We start from the raw sequence: 1349 nt of genomic DNA, 5'->3' as shown, positions 1-1349 counted from the left end.
GATTTCTATGGTTTATGCAAGTGGTGACACATAATTTTTGTCATATTTTTCACCCCGTTCCACCACCGCGTACACCCGATGGATGAGCTTGTTGCGAACCGCATTGAGGACGAGCATTTTATTCTTACCTTCTTTGACTTTGCCGCACCGGCGGACCGGCTGGTAATAATCCTGCAACTCACCCTTCATTCGGATAGCTGACATAGCGCCTAGATGGAACAACGATTTCAGGCGTTTGCGGGCATGCTGGCTCACGCCTGGCCGACCTCGGACACTACTACCCGATTGGTAGTTGAAGGGAGCAACCCCTGCATGACAGGCCATCTTTTTGGGATCAGTAATGGCCTTCATTTCGTTAGTAGCAATGACGATCTCGGTAGCGGTCGCCGTGCCGATGCCTGGAACCGACATCACCAACTCAAAAAGTTGGCTCAGGCGCGGATCGCCTTCGATGAGTGCGTCAATAGCTTTCTCAACCGCCCGCTCGGGCGGCCCCGTTACGATCCTTCTCCAAGGCGGTTAGTGAGCCTTGACAACTCTTGCTAAGTTGTTTTTGAAGAGTTGGGTCGATAACGCCCTGTTGTTCGGCCAAGGGGCCAGCCAACTGGTTATACACATTGATAAGTCGCTGACGGGAAGCACTTAACAGGGCTAACTTTTGAATGGTCTGGCGGGGTGGTTCCCATAACCGAAGCTGATCGCGAAAGCGAAAGGCATATTCAGCGATGCGCTGGGCATCAATCGAGTCAGTCTTGCCCCGTTGCAGACCACGCCACGGGGCGCCCCGCTGCTTTTTTGATTTGCAACGACGACTCTAACCAAATGGGAAAGTGAAGTTTATGGAGAAAATCAAGCAGGTGAGCATTGTAAATACCTGTATGCTCCATGCAGAATACCACTTGTTGGGGGTTCCAGTCTGGCAGTGTCTTCAAGAGCCGCAAGGCGGTCTTGATACCGGCGGTGGTGTTGGATGTACTGGTTTGCAGTATTATTTTCTTGCCGTCGTAAACAGCCCAATCCAAGCCGGGCGGCCGGTGCCGTCGCTTTGGCGATGTCAATGCCAACAAAGTAGCGAATGTCCATGATGATTTGTAATTTAGAGTTGCCGAAAGCCTACTTGTTTTGTGCTCAATACCTTGCTAACGGTCGGACGGCCGATGCCGCCTGTAGTCCCACATTTCTATTCGAGCCATCCAAGTAGAGACAGAGCGGGTCCTAACCGCGGTGGCGGACCACTCGGCCCATAGGCCACGAACCTTGCCGAGCGATAGGGTAGCCCGCTCTGTTTTTCTTTCATCGGCAAGCTACCCAAATCCAGGAATCTTACCGGCCCTCAAACCTAAAGGCCG

2 protein-coding genes are annotated in these 1349 nt (G+C 52.5%); both read right to left on the bottom strand.

What is annotated here, in order from left to right; translation table 11 throughout:
* Positions 1–12 precede the first annotated feature (12 nt).
* Positions 13–411, bottom strand: a complete 399-nt coding sequence (locus FH603_RS28850; RefSeq protein WP_235985665.1) for an IS110 family transposase — start codon at positions 409–411, stop codon at positions 13–15.
* Positions 412–472: 61 nt separating this feature from the next.
* Entirely contained in the window at positions 473–727 is a 255-nt protein-coding gene (locus FH603_RS28845) for a hypothetical protein (RefSeq protein WP_317171352.1), read from the bottom strand.
* Between the last annotated feature and the right edge of the window lie 622 nt (positions 728–1349).

It is taken from the genome of Spirosoma utsteinense (assembly GCF_014282275.1).
GTDB classification, from domain to species: Bacteria; Bacteroidota; Bacteroidia; order Cytophagales; family Spirosomataceae; genus Spirosoma; species Spirosoma utsteinense.
The sequence above is the reverse complement of the archived record's forward strand: the minus strand, read 5'-3'. Positions and strand labels throughout refer to the sequence as shown.